Source organism: uncultured Pseudomonas sp. (assembly GCF_943846705.1).
In the GTDB taxonomy this organism is placed as follows: Bacteria; Pseudomonadota; Gammaproteobacteria; order Pseudomonadales; family Pseudomonadaceae; genus Aquipseudomonas.
Map to the genome: position 1 here is coordinate 2,760,107 of NZ_OX044366.1, position 24,096 is coordinate 2,784,202.

Annotated in this window: 25 protein-coding genes; 21 read left to right on the forward strand and 4 right to left on the reverse strand. The window is 58.3% G+C overall.

Annotated features, from left to right (window positions below; all coding sequences use genetic code 11):
• Positions 1-24: 24 nt before the first annotated feature.
• Complete coding sequence (gene rne, locus Q0V31_RS12960) at positions 25-3,021, reverse strand: ribonuclease E (RefSeq protein ID WP_298188192.1); 2,997 nt, start codon at positions 3,019-3,021, stop codon at positions 25-27.
• A gap of 580 nt (positions 3,022-3,601) precedes the next feature.
• Here rne and rluC point away from each other — a divergent pair.
• Genes rluC through Q0V31_RS12975 form a run of 3 tightly spaced genes read left to right on the forward strand, consistent with a single transcriptional unit; the run spans position 3,602 to position 6,213 of the window.
• Positions 3,602-4,558: a 23S rRNA pseudouridine(955/2504/2580) synthase RluC gene (gene rluC, locus Q0V31_RS12965; RefSeq protein ID WP_298188193.1), complete on the forward strand. Its 957-nt coding sequence runs from the start codon at positions 3,602-3,604 to the stop codon at positions 4,556-4,558.
• Positions 4,551-5,246, forward strand: coding sequence for an HAD-IA family hydrolase (locus Q0V31_RS12970; protein ID WP_298188194.1), 696 nt, complete (start codon positions 4,551-4,553; stop codon positions 5,244-5,246). Before rluC ends, Q0V31_RS12970 begins: the two co-directional genes overlap by 8 nt.
• Positions 5,236-6,213: a S49 family peptidase gene (locus Q0V31_RS12975; RefSeq protein WP_298188195.1), complete on the forward strand. Its 978-nt coding sequence runs from the start codon at positions 5,236-5,238 to the stop codon at positions 6,211-6,213. The genes Q0V31_RS12970 and Q0V31_RS12975 overlap by 11 nt, the downstream gene beginning before the upstream one ends.
• Before the next feature lie 48 nt (positions 6,214-6,261).
• Here the strand turns inward: Q0V31_RS12975 and Q0V31_RS12980 are convergent, their stop codons facing one another.
• Entirely contained in the window at positions 6,262-6,840 is a 579-nt protein-coding gene (locus Q0V31_RS12980; RefSeq protein ID WP_298188196.1) for a nucleoside triphosphate pyrophosphatase, read from the reverse strand.
• Positions 6,841-6,957: 117 nt separating this feature from the next.
• On the opposite strand from Q0V31_RS12980, the gene Q0V31_RS12985 reads away from it, so the two are divergent.
• From Q0V31_RS12985 to Q0V31_RS13045, 13 genes are all read left to right on the forward strand, one after another.
• Positions 6,958-7,485 carry a YceD family protein gene (locus Q0V31_RS12985; protein WP_298188197.1) on the forward strand — a complete coding sequence of 176 codons (528 nt, stop codon included), beginning with the start codon at positions 6,958-6,960 and terminating at the stop codon, positions 7,483-7,485.
• A gap of 13 nt (positions 7,486-7,498) precedes the next feature.
• A complete protein-coding gene (rpmF, locus tag Q0V31_RS12990) occupies positions 7,499-7,681 on the forward strand; it encodes a 50S ribosomal protein L32 (protein ID WP_090238127.1) in 183 nt (60 codons plus the stop codon).
• Positions 7,682-7,684: 3 nt separating this feature from the next.
• Complete coding sequence (gene plsX / locus Q0V31_RS12995; RefSeq protein ID WP_298188198.1) at positions 7,685-8,695, forward strand: phosphate acyltransferase PlsX; 1,011 nt, start codon at positions 7,685-7,687, stop codon at positions 8,693-8,695.
• A gap of 104 nt (positions 8,696-8,799) precedes the next feature.
• Positions 8,800-9,738 (forward strand): ACP S-malonyltransferase, encoded by a 939-nt coding sequence (gene fabD / locus Q0V31_RS13000; protein ID WP_298188199.1) that lies wholly within the window; start codon positions 8,800-8,802, stop codon positions 9,736-9,738.
• 15 nt (positions 9,739-9,753) lie between these two features.
• Positions 9,754-10,497 carry a 3-oxoacyl-ACP reductase FabG gene (fabG, locus tag Q0V31_RS13005; RefSeq protein WP_298188200.1) on the forward strand — a complete coding sequence of 248 codons (744 nt, stop codon included), beginning with the start codon at positions 9,754-9,756 and terminating at the stop codon, positions 10,495-10,497.
• A gap of 196 nt (positions 10,498-10,693) precedes the next feature.
• A complete protein-coding gene (gene acpP, locus Q0V31_RS13010; protein WP_058066290.1) occupies positions 10,694-10,927 on the forward strand; it encodes an acyl carrier protein in 234 nt (77 codons plus the stop codon).
• 107 nt (positions 10,928-11,034) lie between these two features.
• The gene (fabF, locus tag Q0V31_RS13015) at positions 11,035-12,279 is read left to right on the forward strand and encodes a beta-ketoacyl-ACP synthase II (protein ID WP_298188201.1); all 1,245 of its coding nucleotides are present in this window, start codon (positions 11,035-11,037) and stop codon (positions 12,277-12,279) included.
• A complete protein-coding gene (pabC, locus tag Q0V31_RS13020; protein ID WP_298188202.1) occupies positions 12,279-13,094 on the forward strand; it encodes an aminodeoxychorismate lyase in 816 nt (271 codons plus the stop codon). The genes fabF and pabC overlap by 1 nt, the downstream gene beginning before the upstream one ends.
• A 3-nt stretch (positions 13,095-13,097) precedes the next feature.
• Positions 13,098-14,162, forward strand: a complete 1,065-nt coding sequence (mltG, locus tag Q0V31_RS13025) for an endolytic transglycosylase MltG (RefSeq protein ID WP_298188203.1) — start codon at positions 13,098-13,100, stop codon at positions 14,160-14,162.
• Positions 14,159-14,791 carry a dTMP kinase gene (tmk, locus tag Q0V31_RS13030; protein ID WP_298188204.1) on the forward strand — a complete coding sequence of 211 codons (633 nt, stop codon included), beginning with the start codon at positions 14,159-14,161 and terminating at the stop codon, positions 14,789-14,791. The genes mltG and tmk overlap by 4 nt, the downstream gene beginning before the upstream one ends.
• Positions 14,784-15,770, forward strand: coding sequence for a DNA polymerase III subunit delta' (locus Q0V31_RS13035; protein ID WP_298188205.1), 987 nt, complete (start codon positions 14,784-14,786; stop codon positions 15,768-15,770). Before tmk ends, Q0V31_RS13035 begins: the two co-directional genes overlap by 8 nt.
• Positions 15,771-15,806: 36 nt before the next feature.
• Complete coding sequence (locus Q0V31_RS13040) at positions 15,807-16,163, forward strand: PilZ domain-containing protein (protein ID WP_090238100.1); 357 nt, start codon at positions 15,807-15,809, stop codon at positions 16,161-16,163.
• Between the two features lie 62 nt (positions 16,164-16,225).
• Positions 16,226-17,008, forward strand: a complete 783-nt coding sequence (locus Q0V31_RS13045) for a TatD family hydrolase (RefSeq protein ID WP_298188206.1) — start codon at positions 16,226-16,228, stop codon at positions 17,006-17,008.
• 285 nt (positions 17,009-17,293) lie between these two features.
• Here the strand turns inward: Q0V31_RS13045 and Q0V31_RS13050 are convergent, their stop codons facing one another.
• On the reverse strand, positions 17,294-18,427 hold the full coding sequence (locus tag Q0V31_RS13050) for an aminotransferase class V-fold PLP-dependent enzyme (RefSeq protein ID WP_298188207.1): 1,134 nt from the start codon (positions 18,425-18,427) through the stop codon (positions 17,294-17,296).
• 76 nt (positions 18,428-18,503) lie between these two features.
• Here Q0V31_RS13050 and Q0V31_RS13055 point away from each other — a divergent pair, with 76 nt between their 5' ends.
• The 5 genes from Q0V31_RS13055 to Q0V31_RS13075 all read left to right on the forward strand — a co-directional run bounded on the left by Q0V31_RS13055 (position 18,504) and on the right by Q0V31_RS13075 (position 22,365).
• Positions 18,504-19,142: a TetR/AcrR family transcriptional regulator gene (locus Q0V31_RS13055; protein ID WP_298188208.1), complete on the forward strand. Its 639-nt coding sequence runs from the start codon at positions 18,504-18,506 to the stop codon at positions 19,140-19,142.
• Positions 19,143-19,221: 79 nt separating this feature from the next.
• Positions 19,222-20,190: a radical SAM protein gene (locus tag Q0V31_RS13060; RefSeq protein WP_298188209.1), complete on the forward strand. Its 969-nt coding sequence runs from the start codon at positions 19,222-19,224 to the stop codon at positions 20,188-20,190.
• Between the two features lie 27 nt (positions 20,191-20,217).
• Positions 20,218-21,108: a radical SAM protein gene (locus Q0V31_RS13065; protein WP_298188210.1), complete on the forward strand. Its 891-nt coding sequence runs from the start codon at positions 20,218-20,220 to the stop codon at positions 21,106-21,108.
• A 75-nt stretch (positions 21,109-21,183) separates the two neighbouring features.
• Positions 21,184-21,786 (forward strand): DUF4823 domain-containing protein, encoded by a 603-nt coding sequence (locus Q0V31_RS13070; protein ID WP_298188211.1) that lies wholly within the window; start codon positions 21,184-21,186, stop codon positions 21,784-21,786.
• A 9-nt stretch (positions 21,787-21,795) separates the two neighbouring features.
• Positions 21,796-22,365 (forward strand): DUF1285 domain-containing protein, encoded by a 570-nt coding sequence (locus Q0V31_RS13075; RefSeq protein ID WP_298188212.1) that lies wholly within the window; start codon positions 21,796-21,798, stop codon positions 22,363-22,365.
• Between the two features lie 58 nt (positions 22,366-22,423).
• Here Q0V31_RS13075 and Q0V31_RS13080 read toward each other — a convergent pair whose 3' ends face one another.
• Positions 22,424-24,088, reverse strand: a complete 1,665-nt coding sequence (locus Q0V31_RS13080) for an electron transfer flavoprotein-ubiquinone oxidoreductase (protein ID WP_298188213.1) — start codon at positions 24,086-24,088, stop codon at positions 22,424-22,426.
• Between the last annotated feature and the right edge of the window lie 8 nt (positions 24,089-24,096).

Sequence of the window (24,096 nt, forward strand, 5' to 3'; positions counted from 1 at the left end):
CCCCTTTTTTATTGCCTAAGCGGATTAGATCTGCGGTTTGGCCGCTTCTTTATCCTGCTTATCAGCGTCTACTTCAGTTTCTGCCGGCGTTTCGCTCGCTGCTTCAGCAGTGGCTTCAGCAGCAGGTTCTACTGGAGTACTGGCGGAAGCTTCGGCCGCTTCACGTGCCAGACGCTCGGCTTCACGCTTACGACGACGCACTTCACGCGGATCGTTAGGCGCGCGACCGCCGCTGCTGACGACTACCGCAGGTTCGGCTTCAGGAGTCACAACCTCGGCCGCCGGCTCTGGTGCAGCGACGGCGGCAGGCTCTTCAACAACAACCTCAACTGGCGCCTCAACCTCAACCTCAGCAGGTGTCGGTGTCGGTGTCGCTGCGCTTTCCTCGGCGGCTGGTGTCGGTGCTTCGCTGGCTTCGGCAATCGGGCTGCTTGGCGTTTCTACAACCGCTGTTTCTACAGTAGTTGTTTCAACAACAGCTTGCGGCGCTTCATCGGCAACGACTTCGCGCGGCTGTTCTGGCTCGGCAACAACCGGTGCGGCCTCGGCTTCGGCTGCTACTGGGGCTACCTCGTTCGCGTCAGTGATAACGGCGGCGGTGACTGCTGCAACCACTGCTTTGTCGGCATCGGTTGCAGCTTCGGTGGTTTCTTCACTGCCTTCGATCGGGTTGCCGTTGGCATCGCTCTGGCGTTCGCGACGATTGCTGCGGCGACGCTGACCACGGGAGCGGCGACGTGGGCGATCACCGCCTTCGCTACCGTCCTGCTCATCATCCTGCTGTGCTTCTTCAGCATTCAGCACTTCTTCATCGGCCACAGCTGCAGCGGGAGCCTGTTCGGCGCGCGGCTTACGTTCTTCACGTGGTGGACGCGGCTGGCGCGGTTCACGTTGTGGGCGCTCAGCCTGGACTTCTTCGCTCGCGACAGCACTGTCGCCTTGTACGGCATCCAGTGGTTCACGCAGTTCGCGCGTCTGGCGCTCTTCACGTGGCTTGCGCTCACGTGTTTGACGCTCCTCGCGCGGTGGACGCGACTGACGGACTTCCTGTGGCTCGCGGACTTCTACGGCGTCACGTGGGCTGCGCTCCTCGCGAGGGGCGCGCTCTTCGCGCGGGGCACGTTCTTCACGGGCTGCACGTGGCTGGCGTTCTTCGCGGGGTGCGCGCTCCTCACGTGGGCCGCGCTCTTCGCGTGGCTTGCGATCTTCGTTGTTACGACCGCCACGGTTGCGGTTCTGCTGGCGACCATTGCGACGCTCATCGCTACGCTGTGGGCGTTCGCTGGTTTTTTTCTCAACTACAGCTGGCTTTTCTTCTTCCTTGCCGGCGAACAGGCTGACCAGCGACTTGACTAGGCCCTTGAACAGGCTCGGCTCAGCGGTTGCAACAGGCTGGGCGGCAACAGCTTCAACCGGGGTTGGCGCGGTGCGCTGTGGCGCGGTCTTGATGGCTGCTTCCTGGCGAACCAGGGTGCGAGTGGCAGCGGCCTGCTTCTCTTCTTCCACTTCAATGGTCGCCATTTCATAGCTGGATTGAGTGGATTGAGCTTCTGGGCTGTCGTCGCGGATGCGCGTGACTTCGAAGTGTGGGGTTTCCAGGTGATCGTTCGGGATGATCACGATGCGTGCACGGGTGCGCAGTTCGGTCTTGGTGATCGAGTTGCGTTTCTCGTTGAGCAGGAAGGCCGCGACGGTAATCGGCACTTGTGCACGAACTTCGGCGGTGCGGTCTTTCAGGGCTTCTTCTTCGATCAGGCGCAGAATCGCCAGCGACAGCGATTCGACGTCGCGGATGATGCCTTGACCGTTGCAGCGTGGGCAGACGATGCCGCTGCTTTCGCCGAGCGATGGACGCAGGCGCTGACGCGACATTTCCAGCAGGCCGAAGCGCGAGATGCGCCCGACTTGTACGCGGGCGCGGTCAGCTTCGAGGCTTTCACGAACTTTTTCTTCCACGGCGCGTTGGTTCTTCGCCGGGGTCATGTCGATAAAGTCGATAACGATCAGGCCACCGATGTCACGCAGACGCAGTTGGCGGGCGATTTCTTCGGCCGCTTCCAGGTTGGTCTGCAGGGCGGTTTCTTCGATGTCGCTGCCTTTGGTCGCACGCGCCGAGTTGATGTCAATGGACACCAGGGCTTCGGTTGGGTCGATGACGAGGGAGCCGCCGGATGGCAGCTTCACTTCGCGCTGGAAGGCGGTTTCGATCTGGCTTTCGATCTGGAAGCGGTTGAACAGCGGCACGCTGTCTTCGTACAGCTTGATCTTGCTGGCGTACTGCGGCATCACCTGATTGATGAAGCTCAGGGCTTCCTGCTGCGCTTCGATGCTGTCGATCAGCACTTCGCCGATGTCCTGGCGCAAGTAGTCGCGGATGGCGCGGATGATCACGTTGCTTTCCTGATAAATCAGGAAAGGCGCAGCGCGATCCAGTGAGGCTTCTTTGATGGCGGTCCAGAGTTGCAGCAGGTAGTCGAGGTCCCACTGCATTTCTTCACTGCTACGGCCCAGGCCGGCAGTGCGCACGATCAGGCCCATGTCGCTTGGGGCAACCAGGCCGTTGAGCGCTTCACGCAGTTCGTTACGCTCTTCGCCTTCAATGCGGCGCGAGATACCACCGGCGCGCGGGTTATTTGGCATCAGTACCAAGTAACGGCCGGCGAGGCTGATAAAGGTGGTCAGGGCTGCGCCCTTGTTGCCACGCTCTTCTTTCTCGACCTGAACGATGACTTCCTGACCTTCCTTGAGCACGTCTTTGATATTGACGCGGCCTTCTGGGGCCTTGCTGAAGTATTCGCGGGAGATTTCTTTGAGGGGGAGAAAGCCGTGACGCTCAGAGCCGAAGTCAACGAAAGCGGCTTCGAGGCTGGGTTCTACGCGGGTGATTTTGCCTTTGTAGATGTTGGATTTTTTCTGCTCGCGGGCACCGGACTCGATGTCCAGGTCGTAGAGTTTTTGCCCATCTACTAGGGCGACACGCAGCTCTTCAGGTTGAGTTGCGTTAATCAGCATTCTTTTCATGTAATACCGTCGGTTTCCGGTGCTGGCGGAAGCGGCGTTCGGCACACACGACTTCAGGGGTCGGTGTTAGGTGCGTCAGGAACGGTCGTAAAACGTTCCAGTGTCTAGCGGCTATCAGCCTGTTGTGCTGGGCCGCGACGGACGTCTCCTGCTCGCTGTAACTAACAGAAAGCACTAAGTCAGGAGGAGGAATCAGCTGTTGGTAGCGGACGAGATAAAGCGTCTTGGTAAAGCGAGCTGCTACGCGGACCAACAGTTGTACATCTCCACCCTACACGTATCGCTGAAACTCGGGTGCCGCTCGCGAAAATCCGCAGCGGGTTAACTATTATTGCAACCGTCCAAAGGGGCAGGTTGCGCATCATGGCTTAAAGGCTTTGTTTCCGAGTTATTCAAAGCCTAAGTGGCTGTCTTTCAATCGAATAACCCGTTGGACGGCCTTGCGTCCCAAATGAGCTGCATTGGTTGGGGATGGCAATTTTGACGAGCATCCGCAAACCAGGCCACTTTTGGCGGCGTCCCCGACTATAGCAGCAATGATTAAGTGCTTCAATTCCATAAAAATTGTTATGATTGCGCGATGACAAATCCTTCCCCTCCAACCTCCGGCGTCCAGCTGCTCGAGGTTGCGCCGGAACTTGCCGGCCAACGCATTGATAACTTCCTCCGCACGCAGTTGAAAGGTGTGCCCAAGACTTTGATTTACCGGATTTTGCGTAAGGGCGAAGTGCGCGTGAATAAAGGTCGGATCAAGCCCGAGTACAAGCTGCAGGCTGGCGACATCATTCGCGTGCCGCCACTGCGTTTGGCTGAGCGTGATGAGCCTGAGCCGCTGGCGCAGGGGCTGTTGCAGCGCCTTGAAGCGGCGATTGTTTATGAAGACAAGGCGCTTATCGTACTCAACAAGCCGGCGGGTATCGCTGTGCACGGCGGCAGTGGGCTGAATTACGGTGTGATCGAAGCTTTTCGTCAGCTGCGCCCGGATGCCAAGGATATTGAGTTGGTTCACCGCCTGGATCGCGACACTTCGGGCCTGTTGATGATTGCCAAAAAGCGCAGCATGTTGCGCCATTTGCATGAGGCCCTGCGTGGCGATGGCGTGGATAAGCGCTATATGGCGTTGGTGCGCGGCCATTGGGCGACCGCGAAGAAGCAAGTCAATGCGCCGCTACTTAAAAGCAACCTGCGCTCCGGTGAGCGCATGGTTGAAGTGAATCCTGAGGGCAAGGAGGCGCTGACTATGTTCCGTGTGCTGCGCCGCTTTGGTGAGTTTGCCACGCTGGTCGAGGCGCGGCCGATCACTGGGCGTACTCATCAGATTCGCGTGCATGCGCAGCATGGCGGGCATTGCATTGCCGGTGATGGCAAGTACGGCGATGATGATTTCACCAAGGAAATTCGTGCTTTGGGTGGCAAGCGTCTGTTTTTGCATGCGTATGAGCTAATTGTGCCTTTGCCTGAGGGTGGCAAGCTCAAGTTGGAGGCTCCGGTCGATGATATGTGGGAGCGGACTGTGGAGCGGCTGCTGAGTGAGTGATTATCAGCTGCTAATCTTCGATTGGGATGGCACGTTGGTTGACTCCATCAGTCGAATTGTTTTGGCTATGCACCTGGCGGCGGATGCGTGTGAGTTGCCGCGCTGCACGGATGATCAGGTGCGGGGCATTATCGGGCTGGGGTTGCCTGAGGCCATTCGTTGTCTCTACCCTGAAATGCAAAGTGCGGCCTTGGGGCAACTCTTGCGCAAGAGCTACAGCGAGAATTATCTGGCCTTGGAGTCTGAGCCGTCGCCCTTGTTTCATGGTGTGGCGGAGGGGTTGGAGGCGTTTCGTGCACAAGGCTATCGCTTGGCGGTGGCCACCGGCAAAGGTCGGCATGGTTTGCAGCGAGTGCTGGCTGATCGTGGCTGGTTGGATTATTTCGACTACAGCCGCTGCGCCGATGAGACGGCGAGCAAGCCTGATCCATTGATGCTGCATGAAATCCTTGCGCAAAGCGGTGTGGCTGCCAGGCAAGCGTTGATGGTGGGGGACTCGTCTTTTGATCTGTTGATGGCGCAGCATGCTGGCATGGATTGTGTGGCGGTCGGCTATGGTGCGCAGCCCTTGCTGGCGCTGCGTGAGTGTCAGCCAACCCTGGCAATAGAATGTTTTACCGAGTTGCGCGCCTGGCTGGGTCGGCGTGCGTCTAATCAGTCAGTTGAGGTGGTGTTGCATGGCAGATGAATGGAAGGCGTCGGCCGCGGCTGATGATGACGGGAAAAGCTGGAAGCTTCTGGAGAAAACCCTGCTGGCTGGCGTGCAGGAGCAGCGCCGGTCTCGGCGTTGGGGGATTTTCTTCAAATTACTGACATTTATTTATATCTTTGCGGCGCTGGCGCTGTTCTCGCCAATGTTGGCGATGAAGAAGGGTGCGGCTGCCGGTAGTCATACCGCGATGGTTGAGGTGCGCGGGATGATTGCGGATCAGGAGTCGGCCAGTGCTGACAATATTGTCAGCAGTCTGCGTGCAGCGTTTGAAGATGCCAACACCAGGGGTGTGGTGCTGCGCATCAATAGTCCGGGCGGTAGTCCGGTGCAGTCAGGTTATATCTATGACGAGATTCGCCGTCTGCGGGCTGAGTATCCGGCGATCAAGTTGTATGCAGTAATCACTGATCTCGGCGCTTCGGGTGCTTATTACATCGCCAGTGCAGCCGATGAGATTTATGCCGATAAGGCCAGCTTGGTGGGCTCTATCGGTGTGACTGCGGCCACCTTTGGTTTTGTTGGGGTGATGGAGAAGCTGGGGGTTGATCGTCGGGTGTATACCTCTGGTGAGCACAAGGCTTTTCTTGACCCGTTCCAGCCGCAGAAAGCTGAAGAAACCAAGTTTTGGCAGGGTGTGCTGGAAACCACCCATCGTCAGTTTATTGCCAGTGTTAAGCAGGGGCGTGGCGAGCGTTTGAAGGATGATGAGCATCCAGAATTGTTCTCTGGCCTGGTGTGGTCGGGCGAGCAGGCGCTGCAGTTGGGTTTGGTTGATGCGCTGGGTAATACCAGTTATGTGGCGCGTGAAGTGATCGGTGAGAAAGAGATCGTCGACTTCACGGTGCAGGAATCGCCTCTGGATCGCTTCACGAAAACCCTGGGGGCCAGCATTGCTGAGCGTATTGCCCTGTGGATGGGTTTCCAGGGGCCAGCGCTGCGCTAGCGTGTGATGTGGTTGCAAAAAGCCCGGTCACTTGATCGGGCTTTTGCGTTACGGGATCTCGATGCCGCTGGCGTGCAGCATGTCCACCAGACGAATCAGGGGGAGGCCGATCAGGCTGTTGCTGTCGCTGCCTTCTGTGCTGCGAAACAGGCTGATGCCCAAGCCTTCTGCTTTGAAGCTGCCGGCGCAGTCGAAGGGTTGTTCGGTTGTCAGGTAGCGCATGATTTGCGCCTCACTGAGTGGGCGAAAATGTACGGTGAAGGGTACGCAGTCGGTTTGCTGTTGCCTGCTGGCGCTATTGAGGAGTGTGAGTCCGGTCAGGAAGGTCACGCTGTTGCCGCTGGCGGCCAGTAACTGCTCGCGAGCGCGCTCCAGGGTGTGGGGCTTGCCGAGGATCCGTGTGTCAAGCACGGCGACCTGGTCCGAGCCGATGATCAGGTGTTGTGGGTGAGTTGCGCTCAGTGCTTGGGCTTTTTCCTGGGATAGTCGGCGTACTAAGGTTTCTGCGTCCTCATCGGTGTGTCTTGCTTCGTCGATGCTCGGGGCGCTCCAAGTGAACGGTAAGCGCAGGCGAGTGAGGAGTTCGCGGCGGTAAGGCGAGCTTGAGGCAAGCACCAAAGGCAGCACGGTGATTTCCTTTGTAGGGGTTGTCTGGAGGGTAGTGATTCTATCCGTCACCTCAAATGCTGGACAGGCCGAATTTCCTTTGACAGGGCTGGGTTGCATCCCTAGAATGCGCCGCCTATGTCAAATGACCCGATTCCACCTCACGTTGATCCGCGCAAATTAGCCGATCGCAGCGCTACCCTTGAAGGTAAGCTGCAACTTGCAGATTTGCAGCGTCTCTGCGGCCCGCTTGCCGATAACCAAGGCATGGTGCGTACGAAGTTCTCTTTCGAGCGCGACGAGCGCAACGCTGTAGTTTTTCACAGCGAGCTCGAGGTTGAAGTCAAGATGGTTTGCCAGCGTTGTTTAGAGCTGGTCACTTTACCGATCTACAGCGAGTGTGATTACGCTGTGGTGAAAGTAGGTGGGAATACCCAGTCAGTGCCGCAGGGCTATGACGTGATTGAGTTGGATGAAGACCCATTGGATCTGCTGGCGCTGGTTGAGGAGGAGCTTCTGCTTGCCTTGCCCATTGTCCCGGCTCATGACCCTAAAGATTGCCAGCAGCCGGCCGGCCTCGAAGAGCCCGAGTCGAGCGAGGACGAGGTAACGCGGTCCAACCCGTTCAGTGTATTGGCGCAGTTAAAGCGTGACCCAAACGTTTAGGAGTTAATTAGTTATGGCTGTTCAGCAGAACAAAAAATCCCGTTCCGCCCGTGACATGCGTCGTTCGCACGATGCTCTCACTGCAAGCACCTTGTCGGTTGAGAAAACCACCGGTGAAATGCACCTGCGTCACCACGTATCGCCAGAAGGCGTTTACCGTGGTCGTAAAGTGATCGACAAGGGCGCTGACGAGTAAATCTTGTCCGCTCCGATCATCGCGATTGATGCAATGGGTGGGGACTTCGGTCCCCACTGCATTGTTCCAGCTAGCATCTCTTGTCTGGCTGAAAACCCTTCGTTACACCTGGTCCTAGTTGGCCAATCCAGCCTTATTGAATCCTTGATTGCCCGCCATTCCGGTGTCGATCGTGCACGTCTGCGTGTTGAGCACGCCGATGAAGTCATTGGTATGGCTGAGCAGCCTGCCCAGGCGCTGCGCGGTAAGCCTGGCTCATCGATGCGTATCAGTCTTGAGTTGGTTCGCGATGGTGTGGCGCAAGCCTGCGTCAGTGCCGGCAATACCGGGGCATTGATGGCGTTGTCGCGTTATGTGCTGAAAACCCTGCCCGGTATTGATCGTCCGGCGATGGTTGCGGCTGTCCCGACGCAGGCAGGTTTCTGTCATTTGCTCGATCTGGGGGCGAATGTCGACTGCAGTGCCGAGCATCTCTATCAATTTGCGGTGATGGGCTCGGTAACGGCTGAAGTGCTGGGTACTGCTCGCCCGCGTGTGGCGTTGCTGAATGTCGGCACAGAGGAGATTAAAGGTAATCAGCAGGTCAAGTTGGCTGCTGGCTTACTGCAGCAGGCGGATGGCTTGAATTACATCGGCTTTGTTGAGGGTGATGGGCTTTATCGGGGCGAGGCCGATGTGGTGGTGTGTGATGGTTTTGTCGGTAATGTGCTGCTCAAGTCCAGCGAAGGTCTGGCGTTGATGATTGGTGCACGGTTAGAGGCGCTGTTCAAATCCAGCCTGGCGGCGCGAGTGGTTGGGGTGTTGGCGTTGCCGCTGTTGCGGCGCTTGCGGGGTGAGTTGGCCCCTGCTAAGCACAATGGCGCCAGTCTGGTAGGGCTGCAAGGCATTGTGGTGAAGAGCCATGGCGCAGCCGGTCATGAGGGCTTTAAAAGTGCTATTCGCCGAGCGTTGCGGGAGATCGAAGAAAATCTGCCGCAACGATTGCAGGGGCGCTTAGGCGAGCACCTGCCTTAGAATGTGACTGCAGCGGCCAGCCTGTCATCCAACTGTCAGTTTCTTGCGCTTGGCTAGGTTGAGCGCGTATTACCGACGATCACGATCATTAGGAACAGGTTCCCATGTCTGCATCTCTCGCATTCGTCTTTCCGGGTCAGGGTTCCCAGTCGTTGACCATGCTCGCCGAGCATGGTGCGCAGCGGCCGCTGATCCTTGATGCGTTCGCCGAGGCTTCCGAAGCCCTTGGTTATGACCTCTGGGCGTTGACCCAGCAAGGTCCTGAAGAGCAACTCAATCAAACCGACAAAACCCAGCCGGCAATTCTTACCGCCTCTGTGGCGCTGTGGCGTGCCTGGCTAGCCGAGAGCGCAGTGCGCCCGGCTTTCGTTGCAGGTCATAGCCTGGGTGAGTATTCGGCTCTGGTTGCCGCCGGTAGCTTGTCGCTGGCCGCCGCAGTCAAGTTGGTCGAGCACCGTGGTCAATTGATGCAACAAGCGGTGCCGGCCGGGCAGGGCGGTATGGCGGCTATTCTCGGTCTGGAAGATGCTGATGTACTGGCCGCCTGCGCCGAAGCGGCGCAGGGTGAAGTGGTCAGTGCAGTGAATTTCAATGCGCCGGGTCAAGTAGTGATTGCCGGCGGTGCAGCTGCCGTTGAGCGCGCCATTGAGGCGTGTAAGGTCCGCGGCGCCAAGCGTGCGATGTCATTGCCGGTGAGCGTACCATCGCACTGCGCGCTCATGCGTCCAGCGGCTGAGCGCTTTGCCGAGGCAGTGGCGGCGGTTGACTGGCAGACGCCGAAAATCGCCTTGGTGCAGAACGTCAGCGCTGCTGCGGTGACTGATCTGGAGGGGCTCAAGCGTGATTTGCTGGCTCAGCTGTACAGTCCGGTGCGTTGGGTTGAGTCAATCGTTTGCCTGTCGTCGCAAGGTGTGACTGATTTGGTTGAATGTGGGCCGGGCAAAGTGTTGTCTGGTTTGAACAAGCGCTGCGTCAAGGGCATCAATACCCACAACTTGGACACCCCAGACGCCTTCGCTGCGGCGAATGCGGCTCTGGTCTGATTAAGGAGAAACGTTATGAGCCTGCAAGGTAAGGTTGCATTGGTCACTGGCGCGAGCCGTGGTATTGGTCAGGCAATTGCCCTGGAGCTGGGTCGTCAGGGAGCGGTAGTGATTGGCACTGCGACGTCGACTTCAGGTGCTGAGCGCATTGCTGAAACTCTCAAGACGAACGGTATTGAGGGTGCAGGTCTGGTGCTGGATGTCAGTGACAGCGAGTCGGTAGCCAGCACCCTCGAACATATTCAGCAACACCTTGGTCAGCCGTTGATCTTGGTCAATAACGCCGGTATCACCCGCGATAATCTGATGCTGCGGATGAAAGATGACGAATGGTTCGATGTCATCAATACCAACTTGAGCAGCCTGTATCGGTTGACCAAAGCTGTGTTGCGCGGGATGACCAAGGCGCGCTACGGGCGGATCATTAATATTGGTTCGGTGGTGGGTGCCATGGGCAATGGCGGGCAGGTCAACTATGCGGCTTCCAAGGCAGGTCTTGAAGGTTTTGGGCGTGCATTGGCACGTGAAGTGGGCTCGCGGGCGATTACCGTGAATGCGGTGGCGCCTGGGTTTATCGACACCGATATGACCCGTGAATTGCCTGATGCGCAGCGTGATGCACTGCTGACTCAAATTCCGTTGGGCCGTTTGGGGCAGGCTGAAGAGATCGCAAAAGTGGTCGCTTTCCTCGCTTCTGATGGCGCAGCTTACGTCACAGGCGCTACTATCCCTGTGAATGGCGGAATGTACATGAGCTGAATGTGACGGATAGCTTCAGAAAACTGTCATAGGTGCTGTCTAAAATCCGTTATAAAGCTGCAACAGGTTTATAGACAGATCGTTGAAGTGTTCGTGGAGCACCCGGCATTCAGCTTGAAATGCTAAAAACCCTTTCTATACACTTGGCCGCAGATACAGTGGCCAAGATTTGTCCCATTAGGAGTGAGAACAAGGTATGAGCACCATCGAAGAGCGCGTCAAGAAAATCGTTGCCGAGCAGCTGGGCGTTAAAGAAGAAGAAGTAACCAACAGCGCTTCTTTTGTTGAAGACCTGGGTGCCGACTCTCTTGACACCGTTGAGCTGGTGATGGCTCTCGAAGAAGAATTCGAGACCGAAATCCCGGACGAGCAAGCCGAGAAGATCACCACCGTTCAGGAAGCGATCGACTACGTTACCGCTCACGCGTAAAACGTAATCGTCGGTTCCCGACTCGGAAAAGCCGCACTCCCTTCATCAGGTGTGCGGCTTTTCTTTAAGCGCATTCCAAGCGTTGAAAACTAGAAAAGGAGATTGCTGTGTCGCGTAGACGCGTCGTGGTTACCGGTATGGGCATGCTGTCGCCATTGGGTAACGATGTGCCGAGTAGCTGGCAGGGCATTTTGGCCGGGCGCAGTGGCATCGGTCTGCTTGAGCATATGGACCTTTCCGCTTACTCCACACGTTTTGGTGGGGCGGTAAAGAATTTTAATGTCGAGGAGTACTTGTCCGCCAAAGAGGCGCGCAAGCTCGATTTGTTTATCCAGTACGGTCTCGGTGCCAGTTTCCAGGCGATGCGTAACAGCGGTCTGGAAGTCACCGATGCCAACCGTGAGCGTATTGGTGTGGCCATGGGTTCCGGTATCGGCGGCCTGACCAATATCGAGAACAACTGTAAATCGTTGCACGAGCAGGGGCCGCGGCGCATTTCGCCGTTCTTCGTGCCGGGCTCGATCATCAATATGATTTCCGGCTTCCTGTCGATCCACTGGGGCTTACAGGGGCCGAACTACGCCATTGCCACGGCCTGTACCACGGGCACGCACTGTATCGGCATGGCAGCGCGCAATATTGTCTATGGTGAAGCTGATGTAATGGTTGCCGGCGGCGCTGAGATGGCTGCCTGTGGCCTGGGTATGGGCGGCTTTGGTGCCGCGCGTGCGTTGTCTACCCGCAATGACGAGCCGACCAAGGCCAGTCGTCCGTGGGATAAGGACCGCGACGGGTTTGTGTTGTCCGATGGTGCCGGTGCCTTGGTGCTGGAGGAGTTGGAACATGCCAAGGCGCGTGGGGCGACCATCCATGCCGAGCTGATCGGTTTTGGTATGAGCGGTGATGCTTACCACATGACCTCGCCACCGGAAGATGGTGCCGGTGCGGCGCGCTGCATGGCCAATGCGCTGCGCGATGCGGGCCTGAACCCTGAGCAGGTGCAGTACATCAATGCCCACGGCACCTCGACCTCGGCGGGTGACAAGGCTGAAGTGGCGGCAGTGAAGTCGGTATTTGGCGAGCATGCTTACAAGCTGGCAGTCAGCTCGACCAAATCCATGACTGGTCATTTGCTTGGCGCTGCCGGTGCGGTGGAAGCGATCTTCAGCATCCTCGCGCTGCGTGATCAGGTGGCGCCGCCGACCATCAATCTGGATAACCCGGACGATGCTTGCGACCTCGACTTCGTTCCTCACCAGGCCAAGGCCATGGCCTTGGATGTGGTGCTGTCCAACTCCTTTGGCTTTGGTGGCACTAATGGTTCGCTGGTGTTCCGCCGGTTCGTTGATTAATGCTGAGCTGGGTGGATGGCCTGCCGGCCGAGCTGCTGTCCGTCAAGGACCGTGGCTTGGCTTACGGCGATGGGCTGTTTGAGACCATCGCCATCAGTGGCGGAGAGCCGTCTTTGCTTGAGCGTCATCTGGCGCGCTTGAGCGAAGGCTGTGCGCGGCTACACATCCCGATTGATCTGCCCGTAGTGCGTACTCAGCTGGCGGCGTTCAGTCAGCAGTTGGGCGAGGGTGTGGCCAAGTTAATCATCACCCGCGGTGAGGGGTTGCGGGGCTACGCAGCGCCGCAACCGGCTCAGCCGCGGTTGATTTTACAAGCCAGCGCTAAACCCGTTTACCCGTCCGCCTATGCCGAGCAGGGCGTGCGACTGTTCCCCTGTGTCACGCGCCTGGCCGAGCAGCCTTTGCTGGCGGGCTTGAAACACCTCAATCGACTTGAACAGGTGCTGGCGCGTAGCGAGTGGCATGACGCTGAGCATGCGGAAGGGTTGATGCTCGACACCAGTGGTCGGGTGATCGAAGGGGTTTACAGCAACCTGTTACTGGTCCGCGCGGGCGTACTGATTACTGCCGATCTAACGCGTTGTGGCGTTGCCGGTGTGATGCGTGCGGAGTTGTTAGCGCGGGCGGCGGCGCTGGGCATCACATGTCAGGTGCGTGATATCAGCCAGGCCGAGTTGCTCGCTGCCGACGAGGTGATGCTGTGCAACAGTGTCTATGGTGTCTGGCCTGTGCGCGCTTTGCTTACGCACGACTGGCCGGTCGGCCCGCTCACCCGTAAACTGCAGGCCATTGCCCGCGATCTACTGGACTGCTGATTCGTGATACGCAAATTATTGCTGCTGCTGGAAGGCGGCGTGGTGCTGGCTGGCTTGCTGGTTGCGTTTGCTGCCTGGCAGCAACATGCCGCGTTGCACCAGACCTTGAAACTTACCGATGAATACCTGGTTGACGTGCCCGCTGGAGCGACGCCAGGTGGCGTGCTCAATCGTCTAGAGGCTGATGGTGTCCTCGAACAGGCCTTCTGGCTGCGCCTTTACTGGCGCTTCAACTTGCGTAATCAACCGCTGCATAGCGGCGAATACCGTCTGACGCCTGGCTCTAAGGCGGTCGACCTGCTCGGCATGTGGCGACGCGGTGAAGTGCTGCAATACAGCCTGACACTGGTTGAAGGGTGGAATTTCCGCCAGGTGCGCGCCGCATTGGCGCGTGAAACGCGGCTTGATCTGACCTTGAGTGAGCTGAGCGATGCCGAGTTGATGACGGCACTTGGCTTACCCGGTTTGAACCCGGAAGGGCGCTTCTTTCCGGATACTTACAGCTTTGTTCGCGGCATGAGCGACCTTGAATTGCTCAAGCAGGCGCATGTGCGGCTAGAGCAGGTGTTGGCTGAAGAGTGGGCGCAGCGTGCCAAGGACCTGCCTTACAAAGAGCCTTATGACGCCTTGATCATGGCCTCGATGATCGAAAAAGAAACCGGTGTGCCGCAAGAGCGCGGTGAGATTGCTGGCGTATTTGTCCGTCGTTTGCGTATCGGTATGCGCCTGCAGACGGATCCGACCGTGATCTATGGCATGGGGGAGCGTTACAACGGCCGAATTACCCGCAATGACCTGCGCCAGCCCACGGCCTATAACACCTACACCATCGACGGCATGCCGCCGACGCCCATCGCACTGGTCGGTCGTGAGGCGATCCATGCCGCGCTGAACCCGGTGGCGGGAAGCAGTTTGTATTTTGTGGCGCGGGGCGACGGCAGCCATGTGTTTTCCAACAGCCTTGAACAGCACAATCGAGCCGTACGTGAGTATCAGCTCAAACGCCGTGCGGACTATCGTTCGAGCCCTGCGCCAGTCACACCCAATATCAGTAAGGACAGCCTGTGAGCGGTTTGTTTATCACCCTGGAAGGCCCAGAGGGTGCCGGTAAAAGCACCAATCGTGACTACCTGGCCGAGCACTTGCGTGAGCAGGGTGTTGATGTGTTGCTGACCCGTGAGCCGGGTGGCACGCCCCTCGCTGAGAGGGTGCGCGAGCTGTTGCTGGCGCCCAGTGATGAGTCGATGGCGGCTGATACCGAGCTGCTATTGGTGTTTGCGGCGCGTGCTCAGCACCTGGCGCAGGTGATTCGTCCGGCGTTGGCGCGTGGCTGTGTGGTGCTCTGTGATCGCTTTACCGATGCCACCTACGCATACCAGGGCGGCGGTCGCGGCCTGTCTGAAGCGCGTATCGCCTTGCTGGAAGAGTTTGTGCAAGGGACGTTACGCCCGGACTTGACCCTGGTTTTTGATTTGCCAATTGAGGTCGGCCTGGCCCGCGCGGCCGCGCGTGGCAGGTTGGATCGCTTTGAGCAGGAAGGCCGGCAGTTCTTTGATGCGGTGCGCCATACCTACCTGCGCCGCGCCGCAGAGCAGCCAGAGCGCTACCGCATTATCGATGCCGCGCAATCCTTGAGTGACGTACAGCTGGCGTTGGATAAGCTGTTGCCGCAGCTGCTGGAGCTGCAGCGTGGCTGATGCCTACCCTTGGCAGGATGCGCTCTGGCAGCAGTTAGCTGGGCGTACGCAGCACGCCCATGCTTATCTGCTGCACGGCCCGGCGGGTATTGGCAAGCGCGCCCTGGCTGAGCGCTTGATGGCGCGCTTGCTCTGTCAGCAGCCCGCCGGTCTGGATGCCTGCGGTCAGTGCAAGTCCTGTTATTTATTGGCGGCGGGTACTCATCCGGATAACTACATCCTCGAGCCGGAAGAAGCGGACAAGGCGATCAAGGTCGACCAAGTGCGTGATCTGGTCAGTTTTGTGGTGCAGACCGCGCAACTGGCAGGGCGCAAAGTGGTGCTGGTCGAGCCGACCGAGTCGATGAATATCAATGCGGCCAACGCGCTGCTAAAAAGCCTGGAAGAGCCATCCGGCCAGACAGTGCTGCTGCTGATCAGCCATCAACCCAGTCGTCTTTTACCTACGGTGAAAAGCCGCTGCGTGCAGCAGGCGTGCCCGCTGCCGAGTGAGGCGATGAGTTTGGCGTGGTTGCAGCAGGCATTGCCCGACTGTACTGCCGAAGAGCATCAGGAGTTGCTGTTCCTCGCGGCAGGCTCACCGCTGGTGGCGGCCAAGATGCATGAGCAAGGGGTAATCGCGCAGCGTGCTCAGGTGGTGGATGGCGTCAAGAAGCTACTCAAACAGCAGATTTCGCCTAGCCAGCTTGCCGAGAGTTGGAATACGGTATCCCTGCAATTGCTGTTCGATTGGTTCTGCCAGTGGTCACAGTTGATGCTGCGCTACCAGCTGACGCGGGATGAAAGCGGGCTGGGGCAAGCTGATATGCGCAAGGTGGTGCAGTACCTGGCAGAGAAAACCCCGCAGCCGAAGGTGTTGAACATGCAAGACTGGCTGCTGGCGCAGCGTCAGAAAGTTATCGGCAAGGCTAACCTTAACCGTGTCTTGCTTCTCGAAGCCTTGCTGGTGCAGTGGGCAAGCTTGCCCGGGCCGGGCTAGAATCGGCCATTAAGTGAATAAAATCAGGAATGCCGCATGAGTCTGCCTCCTAACTTGGGCCCGCGTAACGGAATTTTGTCGCTGACAATCAAAGACAAATCCGTGCTTTATGCCGCTTATATGCCCTTTATCAAGAACGGCGGCCTGTTTATTCCGACGAACAAGAGCTACAAGCTCGGCGACGAAGTGTTCATGTTGCTCAACTTGATGGATGAGCCGGAAAAAATTCCGGTTGCCGGCAAGGTGGTCTGGATTACCCCAAAAGGTGCGCAAGGTAACCGCGCCGCTGGTGTGGGTGTGCAGTTCAATGATGGCGACAACACCGCGCGCAACAAGATCGAAACCTACCTGGCGGGTGCCCTGACCTCGGATCGTCCGACCCACACCATGTAAGCGTTTTCCCTCCGTACAACGGTGACTGTTTTATGCCACCGACTCTCAAGTGATTGCTTCCCATGCTCGTTGATTCCCACTGTCACCTTGATCGCCTCGACTTGGCCGCCCACGGCGGTTCGCTCGATGCGGCGCTGGATGCTGCGCGCGCGCGTGGCGTTGGTCATTTTCTGTGTATCGGCGTCAGTGCCGACAATGCTGCCGCGGTCAAAGGCCTGGCTGAGCGCTATGCCGATGTTGATTGCTCGGTCGGTGTGCATCCGCTGGATCTAGAGCCCGGTGTTACGCCGGCGCTGGACTGGCTGCTTGCTGAGTTGAATCATCCCCAGGTGGTGGCCATTGGTGAGACCGGACTGGATTACCACTATGAGCCGGAGTCCGCTGCGCTGCAGCAAACCTCCTTCCGTCTGCACCTGGATGCGGCGCGCATTACCGGTAAGCCGGTAATTGTGCATACCCGTGAGGCGCGAGCGGACACGCTGACGCTGCTGCGTGAGGCGGCACTGGCGCAAGCCGGTGTGCTGCATTGTTTTACTGAAGACTGGGAAATGGCCAAGGCGGCATTGGATCTCGGCTTCTACATCTCGTTGTCGGGGATTGTCACCTTCCGCAATGCTGAGGCGTTGCGTGAGGTGGCGCGACAAGTGCCTGCCGATCGTTTGCTGGTGGAAACCGATGCACCTTACCTGGCACCAATCCCGCACCGCGGCAAGCCGAACCTGCCCGAGTATGTGCGTGATGTGGCCGAATACCTGGCGGTGCTACGCGGCGTCAGCTTCGAGCAGCTGGCTGAGCAGACCACGGCTAACTTCAAGCGCCTGTTCCCTCTGGCGCGTGTGAGCTAGCCCCCGCAGGTTCAGGACAAAAATTGCCTAGGGAAGCTGTTAACGTCGCCCAGCGACTGCGCGAAGGATGGTTGCCATAAAAAAACCCGGGCTCTGGGGGGGAGACCGGGCTAAGACCATTAGGAGTAAATCAAGATACGCGGTCCACGGTACCTTGCCTGGTGGGACGCTTGGGGGGTACGCCGCACACCAGTACTCATGAGTATTGGTGAAGATTGGCGATCGTCCAGGCCAATTGCGCTGATTCTTAAACGGATTTGGAATACAGACCGTGCTGCTGAGTCCTCAACTAGTGGCCAGCTGCTGTAACAGCTGCAGCGTGTCCTCAATTACTTGCGGTGTAGTGTAGAAATGCGGCGACAGGCGGATGCCGGCGCCGCGCTGCGCGCAGATCACCTGTTGCTGTTTCAAACGCTCGAATAAAGCCGGCTGTGCCCAGCCATCCAGACTGAAGTTCAGAATGCCAGCGCGTAGCGGCTGTGCCAGTGGGCTGTGAAAGTGGATGCCCGCGCATTTTTGCAGACCGTCGATCAACCATTGCATGCGCGCCTGTAGCGCCTGCTCGACTTGGGGCATACCCACTTCCTCGAGCAGCGACAGGCTGGCCTCAAGTGCCATGGCACCGAGCATATTCGGGCTGCCGCATTCAAAGCGTCGAGCGCTGCGTGCTGGCTGCCAATCGCGGCGCTGGTAGTCGCCAGCATGTTCGAGCATGTGCCAGCCGTATTCATGCAATTTTAGTTGCGCGCGCAGGTCGCTGCGGCAGTAGAACACCCCGAGGCCTTCTGGGCCGAGCAGCCACTTGTGGCCGTCGGCCATGGCAAAGTCACACTGACTGGCCTGTACATCGAGGGGCAGGGCGCCAAGTTGCTGGATCGCATCGATACACAGCAGTACGCCACGCGCTCGGCAGCCGTGACCCAGGCGCGGCAGATCCAGGCGCAAGCCGCTGGCGTATTGCACCGCGCTGATTGCCAGCAATCGGGTGCGCGGGCCACAGGCGGCCAATAAGGCGGCTTCTGCATCACCGTTGTGCAGGTTGACTTGCACCACCTCGACGCCAAGGGGCGCAAGTGCCTCCCAGACTATCCGATTAGAGGGGAACTCCTCGTCACTGATTACCACCTGGTCGCCCGCCCGCCAGTCCAGGCCGAAAGCGACAAAGGACAGCGCCTCGGAGGTGTTCTTGACTAGGGCGATATCGGCGCAGGTCGGTGCGTTGAGTAAGCGCTGCAAACGCTCGCGCAGGCGGCGTTCGACCTGCAGCCAGGATGGATAGTCGCGGGCACCGGTGCGAGCGTTCTCGCTGGCGAACCGGCTGACCGCATCGACGGCCCGTTGTGGCCAGGGGGAGACGGCAGCGTGGTTCAGATAGCGCAGGCCGGGAAGTTGTGGGAACTCGTCATGAACTGCGTACATGGTCGGATGATCCGTGCAATTTGTCGTTAGTTAGGCATAATACGCGCCTTCGTTTTTTTGACCCTCTAGTCCTTTTATGCATAAAGAACCCCGCAAGGTCCGTGAGTTTCGCCGCCGCGAACAGGAAATTCTCGACACAGCACTGAAGCTTTTCCTCGAACAGGGCGAAGACAGCGTCACTGTGGAGATGATTGCCGACACGGTTGGTATTGGCAAAGGCACTATCTACAAACATTTCAAATCCAAGGCGGAGATCTATCTACGCCTGATGCTCGACTACGAGCGTGACCTTAACGAGTTGTTTCACTCGGCTGACGTCGATCGCGATAAGGAAGCCTTGTCGCGTGCCTACTTTGAGTTCCGCATGCGTGACCCGCAGCGCTATCGCCTGTTTGATCGCCTGGAAGAGAAGGTGGTCAAGGGCAATCAAGTGCCGGAGATGGTCGAGCAGCTGCACAAAATTCGCGCCTCCAACTTCGAGCGACTGACCCTGTTGATCAAGGGCCGTATCGCCGAAGGCAAGCTGGAAGACGTACCGCCGTATTTCCATTACTGCGCGGCCTGGGCGCTGGTGCACGGCGCTGTGGCGCTGTATCACTCGCCGTTCTGGAGTAATGTGCTGGAAGATCAGGAAGGCTTTTTCCAGTTCCTCATGGACATCGGCGTGCGCATGGGCAACAAGCGCAAGCGTGAGGGCGACACTCCGGCTAGCTGAGGTATTCAGCGAGTGGATAACCGATCTGCTGCGCTGGCGGCGACCCTATACTCGACGCCTACCTTTGCTGGAGTCGTGCATGATCGTTGACCGCCAGGGCAGACGCTTTCGCAATTTACGTGTCAGCCTGACCGCCGCCTGTAACTATGCCTGCACTTACTGTGTCCCCGACGGCAAGCGTCTGGTGGCCGCGCAGGATGAGCTATCGGCCGATGCCATGCTGCGTGGCGTGGCTTATCTGATCGAAGCTGCCGGTATCGAGCGGCTGCGCATCACCGGTGGCGAACCACTGCTCAGCCCGAAGCTGGACGCCTTTTTGCGCGGCGTCAGCCATCTCGGTTTGGCCGATATCAGCCTGACTACCAATGCTCAACTGCTGACACGTAAGCTGCCCTTGTTGCTGGAGTGCGGTATCCGCCGTTTGAATGTCTCCCTCGATACCCTAGATGCTGCGGCATTTCGCACGATTGCCCGTGGCGGCGACCTGGCGACAGTGCTCGACGGTCTGCAGCAGGCTAAAGCGGCGGGGCTGCAGATTAAGGTCAACATGGTGCCGTTGCGTGGGCAGAACCTCGATCAGGTGCTGCCGTTGCTCGATTATTGCCTGGCCAATGGCTTCGAGCTGCGCTTTATCGAGTTGATGCGCATGGGCCATCTGGCGCGCGACGGCAATGGCTTCCAGCGTCAGTTCGTGGGGATGCCCGAGTTGCTGGCAATGATTGCCGAGCGCTATGCCTTTATTCAGGCGGCAGCCCCCGTGGATGCGACGGCGCTGCGCTATGAGATTCCCGGGTTGGGTTTTTTTGGCGTGATCGCCAATGAGAGCGTGCCGTTCTGCCGCACCTGCTCGCGTCTGCGCTTGTCGTCGACCGGCTGGCTGCATGGCTGCCTGTCCTCGAGCAATCGCCACTATGTCGCTGATCTGCTCGATAAGCCCCGCCATCAGGCATTGCCGGCCTTGCAGGGTCTGTTGGTCAAGGCGTTGGGTGACAAACAGGCTGTGGCGTTCTCCGGCGGCGCGACTGTGATGAAGATTATTGGCGGCTAAATCCGCCGTTTGCCTTGAGTGAAGAGCATGCAAGATTTCCCCATCAGCTACATCGAGCCGGTATTCCGTCCACCTAGCGAAGCCCATTCGCTGATCCTGCCGGTGACCAACGGTTGCTCCTGGAACAATTGCACCTTCTGCGAAATGTATACCCAAGAGCAGAAGAAGTTCCGTGCCCGTGACGAGGCGCAGGTGCTTGAAGAGATTCGCCGCACGGGCGAGCGGATGATCGTGCAGCGGGTATTTCTGGCTGACGGTGATGCGTTGGTCATGCCCACGCGACGTTTGCTGACCATCCTTACCGCAATTCGTGAACACATGCCTGAAGTCACGCGCGTCTCTAGCTACTGCTTGCCGCGCAACCTACGCAAAAAATCTGTGGCTGAGCTCAAGGAGCTGGCTGATGCCGGACTGGGAATGGCTTACGTTGGCTGTGAGTCGGGTGATGATGAAGTGCTGGCGCGGGTCAACAAGGGGGAGACCTTCGAATCCAGCCTGAGCGCCTTGGACAAGCTCGGCCAGGCCGGTATCACCCGTTCGGTGATGATCCTTAATGGTTTGGGTGGCACCGTGTTGAGTGAGCAGCATGCGGATAATTCGGCGCGCCTGATGAACGAGTCTCAGCCTGAATTTCTTTCGACCCTAGTGGTGAGCTTTCCCCAGGGCGAGGTGCGCTTTCGGCAAAACTTTGCCGATTTCCAGGCGTTGAATCAGCAGCAATTATTTGTTGAGGTGGAGCGTCTGCTGCAAGGGTTAGAGCTGCGCGATACGGTGTTTCGTAGCGATCATGCGTCCAACTACCTGGTGCTCAAGGGTACGCTCGGTGCCGATAAACAGCGCTTGCTGGCGCAGGTGCGTCAGGCCATTGAGCAACCGCAGCAAGCGCATTTGCGTCAGGAGTGGCAGCGCGGCCTTTAAACGATGTGGCTGGCGTGAAACCTGCATCTAGGCCCTATCTGCCGGTTTTCCGTCGCCGGCTGCAGGAGAAGTGTGATGCGTAGCCTGTTGTTGTTAGTGGGTGTGTTGCTGCTGGGCGGCTGTATGAAAGTCAGCGATATGGCCGACAGCGCGATTTATCAACTGCGCGATGTCGGTGTGCTCGACCACAGCCAGACCCGCCGTGCCAGCCCCTGGCGCTTACAGGCGGACTCCTTCATTTATATCGCTCAAGGGCATTTCGTACCGCCAGGCGGCGCCTATCCACGGCCCAATGTGGTGGCGGAAGAAGCCTATAAGGGGTTCGTTGAATATTTTCCCATGGTCCGTCGTGCCAAGTCGCCGTTAGGTCTTGAGGAGTCGCTGGCTGAGGCGCGTGCAGCTGGAGCCCACTATCTGCTGTATAGCCGCTTCGCCTTTGCCGATGACCGCATCGGCACTGTTGAGGAGTGGGAAGATCAGGAGGCGCTGGACCGTTTGGGCATCGATCGCGGGGTGATCCAGTTGATGCTGATTGAAACCAATACGCGTTATATGGTCGATACTGCACGTATTCGCAGCCGCGGTGGCTTCATGACGCTTTATGATGCCAAGCCAGAGGACATGATCGGGCCGGCGCTGCAGGACTATGCGCGGCGCTTGTTAGGTTTGGGGCATTGAGGAAGGCTGATGACTGACACAGACAAGGCCGGCAATTTGCTGGCACAGATACCCAAAGCTGAGGGCAAAGGTTTGCCGCCAGTGCATCTGTGGAACCCGGATTTCTGCGGCGATATCGACATGCGTATCGCCCGTGATGGCACCTGGTATTACATGGGCACGCCGATTGGCCGCAAGCCGATGGTTAAATTGTTCTCCACCATTATTCGCCGCGACGGCGATAAATATGTGTTGGTGACGCCGGTCGAGATGGTTGGCATTCAGGTGGATGACGCGCCTTTTGTCGCAGTCAGTCTGCACGTGGAAGGCGTGGGCGAGGCGCAGGTGCTGCGCTTTGTCACCAATGTCGAGGATGAGGTGGTGGCAGGTAGCGAGCATCCGCTGCGGGTTGAGCTGGATGCGCTGACCGAAGAGCCTGCGCCCTACTTGCTGGTGCGGACTAACCTTGAGGCGCTGATCCACCGTAATGTGTTCTATCAGTTGATCGAGCTGGCGGTTGTGCGACAGATTGATGGTAAAGCGTGGCTGGGGGTGTGGAGTAGCGGTGAGTTTTTCCCGATTGGTCCACAGCCAGACTGACCATTACTGTGATTTAGACCCAAATAAAAAAGGCTCCCGAGGGAGCCTTTTTAGTGTCTTACATATTGGGGTAGTTAGGCCCGCCTGTGCCTTCAGGGGCCACCCAGTTGATGTTCTGGGCAGGGTCCTTGATGTCACAGGTTTTGCAGTGCACGCAGTTCTGCGCGTTGATCTGGAATTTCTTCTCGCCGTCTTCCTGGGTGACGATTTCATAAACCCCGGCGGGGCAGTAGCGCTGCGCCGGTTCGTCGTACATCGGCAGGTTCTTGCCCAGCGGAATGCTCGAGTCGGTGAGCTTCAGGTGGCAGGGTTGTTCCTCTTCATGGTTGGTGTTGGAGAGGAATACCGAGCTGAGCTTATCGAAGCTGAGCTTGCCGTCGGGTTTCGGGTAGCTGATCTTCGGTGCGTCTGCGGCAAGCTTCAGGCAGGCATAGTCCGGCTTGGTGTCGTGCAGGGTGAAAGGAATCTTGCCACCAAAGATGTTCTGATCCAGCCAGTTGAAGCCGCCGCCAACCAGTGGGCCGAACTTGTGCAGCGCCGGGCCGAAGTTACGGCTGCGGAACAGCTCGTCATACAGCCAGCTGGCTTTGAATGCATCGACGTACCCGGTCAGCTGGTCGCCGCCTTCCTTGCCTGCAAACAGCGCGTCCGCTACCGCCTCAGCGGCCAGCATGCCGGACTTCATGGCGGTGTGGCTGCCCTTGATCTTGGCGAAGTTCAGGGTGCCGAGGTCGCAGCCGATCAGCGCGCCACCGTTGAAGACCATCTTCGGCAGCGAGTTGAGACCGCCCTTGGCGATGGCGCGAGCGCCGTATGCCACACGCTTGCCGCCTTCCAGGTACTGAGCAACCACCGGGTGGTGCTTGTAACGCTGGAACTCATCGAATGGCGACAGGTGCGGGTTGCTGTACGACAGATCAACGATCAGTCCCACGACTACCTGGTTGTTTTCCAGGTGGTAAAGGAAGGAGCCGCCGGTGTTCTCGCTGCCAACGATGTCCAGTGGCCAGCCAGCGGTATGCACCACCAGGCCTTGCTCGTGCTTGGCCGGGTCGATGTCCCAGATTTCCTTGATGCCGATGCCGTAATGCTGGGCATCGGCTTCGGAGTCGAGGTTGAATTTTTTGATCAGCTGCTTGCCGATGTGGCCACGGCAGCCTTCGGCGAACAAGGTGTACTTGGCGCGCAGTTCCATGCCGGGGGTGTAGTAACCCTCTTTCGGGTTGCCTTCGCGGTCAACGCCAAGGTCACCGGTGAGAATGCCGTACACCGAACCGTTTTCGTCGATCAGGGCCTCTTGGGCGGCGAAGCCTGGGTAGATTTCTACACCGAGGTTTTCCGCTTGCTGAGCTAACCAGCGGCACAGGTTGCCGAGGGAAATAATGTAGTTGCCATGGTTGTGCATGGTCTTGGGCACAAACAGGTCAGGCACGCGAGTGGATTTGTCTGCACCGGTCAGTACATAGATGTCATCGCGCTTGACTGGGGTGTTCAGCGGCGCGCCAAGCTCTTTCCAGTCGGGGAACAGCTCATTCAGGGCGCGGGGCTCAAATACGGCACCGGAAAGAATGTGTGCGCCGACTTCGGAGCCTTTTTCGACCACGCAGACGCTAATTTCTTTGCCGGCTTCGGCTGCTTTCTGCTTCAGTCGGCAGGCGGCGGACAGACCCGCAGGGCCGGCGCCGACGATGACGACGTCGAATTCCATAAACTCGCGTTCCACAGGCTATC

Coding starts and splice junctions, on each gene's coding strand:
- fabD (WP_298188199.1), top strand. CDS start 8,800: ATGTCTGCATCTCTCGCATTCGTCTTTCCGGGTCAGGGTTCCCAGTCG.
- Q0V31_RS12975 (WP_298188195.1), top strand. CDS start 5,236: ATGGCAGATGAATGGAAGGCGTCGGCCGCGGCTGATGATGACGGGAAA.
- Q0V31_RS13065 (WP_298188210.1), top strand. CDS start 20,218: ATGCAAGATTTCCCCATCAGCTACATCGAGCCGGTATTCCGTCCACCT.
- pabC (WP_298188202.1), top strand. CDS start 12,279: ATGCTGAGCTGGGTGGATGGCCTGCCGGCCGAGCTGCTGTCCGTCAAG.
- acpP (WP_058066290.1), top strand. CDS start 10,694: ATGAGCACCATCGAAGAGCGCGTCAAGAAAATCGTTGCCGAGCAGCTG.
- Q0V31_RS13055 (WP_298188208.1), top strand. CDS start 18,504: ATGCATAAAGAACCCCGCAAGGTCCGTGAGTTTCGCCGCCGCGAACAG.
- rpmF (WP_090238127.1), top strand. CDS start 7,499: ATGGCTGTTCAGCAGAACAAAAAATCCCGTTCCGCCCGTGACATGCGT.
- Q0V31_RS13060 (WP_298188209.1), top strand. CDS start 19,222: ATGATCGTTGACCGCCAGGGCAGACGCTTTCGCAATTTACGTGTCAGC.
- Q0V31_RS13050 (WP_298188207.1), bottom strand. CDS start 18,427: ATGTACGCAGTTCATGACGAGTTCCCACAACTTCCCGGCCTGCGCTAT.
- Q0V31_RS12985 (WP_298188197.1), top strand. CDS start 6,958: ATGTCAAATGACCCGATTCCACCTCACGTTGATCCGCGCAAATTAGCC.
- fabG (WP_298188200.1), top strand. CDS start 9,754: ATGAGCCTGCAAGGTAAGGTTGCATTGGTCACTGGCGCGAGCCGTGGT.
- rluC (WP_298188193.1), top strand. CDS start 3,602: ATGACAAATCCTTCCCCTCCAACCTCCGGCGTCCAGCTGCTCGAGGTT.
- Q0V31_RS13045 (WP_298188206.1), top strand. CDS start 16,226: ATGCTCGTTGATTCCCACTGTCACCTTGATCGCCTCGACTTGGCCGCC.
- rne (WP_298188192.1), bottom strand. CDS start 3,021: ATGAAAAGAATGCTGATTAACGCAACTCAACCTGAAGAGCTGCGTGTC.
- Q0V31_RS13040 (WP_090238100.1), top strand. CDS start 15,807: ATGAGTCTGCCTCCTAACTTGGGCCCGCGTAACGGAATTTTGTCGCTG.
- Q0V31_RS13075 (WP_298188212.1), top strand. CDS start 21,796: ATGACTGACACAGACAAGGCCGGCAATTTGCTGGCACAGATACCCAAA.
- Q0V31_RS13070 (WP_298188211.1), top strand. CDS start 21,184: ATGCGTAGCCTGTTGTTGTTAGTGGGTGTGTTGCTGCTGGGCGGCTGT.